Source organism: Candidatus Obscuribacterales bacterium, from assembly GCA_036703605.1.
Taxonomy (GTDB): domain Bacteria; phylum Cyanobacteriota; class Cyanobacteriia; order RECH01; family RECH01; genus RECH01.
The window spans coordinates 1-1,736 of the sequence record DATNRH010001174.1; the positions used below are offsets into that span (position 1 = coordinate 1).

The 1,736-nt window shown below is 52.4% G+C and carries 1 protein-coding gene; it reads left to right on the forward strand.

The genetic code is table 11. The annotated features are described in order from the left end of the window. Positions 1 to 1,522 (forward strand): hypothetical protein (locus V6D20_24340; GenBank protein HEY9818911.1); only part of this gene is annotated, 1,522 nt, incomplete at its 5' end. Positions 1,523 to 1,736 lie beyond the last annotated feature (214 nt).

Sequence of the window (1,736 nt, forward strand, 5' to 3'; positions counted from 1 at the left end):
AGCGATCTCATCTGCAGCCTCCCCTGAAGGGATTGCAGATTTATTATCCCGACAAGGCATTGAAACTCGCATGACTCAGCAGGGGTGGAGTTTCTCAAAAGACCAGATTCATTTGGCGGGCAACCAGCTTGGACGACGTTATTCATTGAATTCAGTACAGCAGATGGTTGATCAGCAATCCCCGCAGCAATCCCAACAGACCGATTCAGCCCCATCTCCTCAAGACCGGCAGCGGCAGCGCCGTCTGACCATGCAGGACATGATGCGGGAGAGCGCTGAAGCGCAGGACGGTTCTGCACAACGGGAGCAATCCGCTCGTCAGCTCAATTCTATGGGTCAACGCATGATGCGAGACTCTGAAGACGTCGATGGCTTGACCATGATCGGGGGCGCAGTCGCTGCGGTTGGAACGGCGGTTGAACTTGGTGAGGCCTTTTCCCAGAAACTAGAGCAGGCCCGCGCAAAAGCTCAAGGCAAACGCGCTGTCGAACAGGTCAAACAACTCGAAGCCATTGGCGAGCGCACCACGGCTCTAGAGCAATCCCTCCTTGAACAAGCTCACCCAGGGCGATCGCTCAATCATCAAACTAGTACTGAACCACGGGAAGCCATTCCCAGCCCCGATGCTATTCCGTCTCCAGTTGAGGACAGCCTTCATTTAGCCCATGACCGGCTCACTGCCATTGGAGAACAGCTTGGGATTGAGTTAGACGATGTTGAACCCATTGAGCTAGATCCAACCGCGTCTACAGACCAGCAACTGGATCAGATGGATGAAGCGATCGCTCAGCTCGATCAGCGACTCGGCACCCTCGAAGAAGCGGTTGCCACCCTTACCCAGACGCCAGAAAAGCGAGGCGCTGAGATTGCTCAATCGTTAGAACAGTTTACGCAGGCGCGGATGCAATTCAGAGGTGAAACTGAACCAAGTGCTTTCAGTAGTTCAGCCGGTGTGGTGGCGCTGACCTATGAAGGATTTCAGGGACAGGATGCCCGGATTACCATTACCGACGCTGACTACGGCACAGTTTTTGAAGCAGCAAAACCAGCCGAGGGTGAGTGGGACACCCAAATCAATGAATTGCAGCCTCAACAAGTCAACATCATGACCCAACTGCCTCAATCGGTTGAAGACTACGGACAGTACAAACAAGGGCAGCAGATTGTCAGTGCCTTGCAAACGTTAACCCGTCAGGAATTTGAGGGCAATCTCGGGCAGATCGACTGGAGAAGCAAGGGATCCGGGTTTCGCTATCGCTTTGACATCGAACGCCAGGACGATGGCACTCAGACCATAACGGGACGAGATGCCAATCGTAAAACACCGGTCTTAAACGCCACTATTAGCCATGACAACGATATTTTTATCACCCAAAATGACATTCCTAATTCCCATAGCCAAGAGCTATTCCAACGTCGAGAACAGGCATTGACGCCGGAGCCCATTCCAGACAAGGCTTCCCAGACCATCATGCTGGGAGCACAGCCCCGGACATCCCGGACGAAAGAGCTGGAGTTGTAGGGCAATGTCGATGCCATTCACGACGAGATGCAGTAACAAGCAATGTCTATGACTTTTCTAAAACGGAACACACGCCAATCTAAAGCTGTTCACTTTCAGTTGTTATGGAACCGTATCACGCTCAATTCTAGTGAACTACGGTTGATTGTCACGTTAGCGGCCATTACAGGCTACATACTGCTAACCAGCCCAGAGGTCTTCATCACCGTAATCC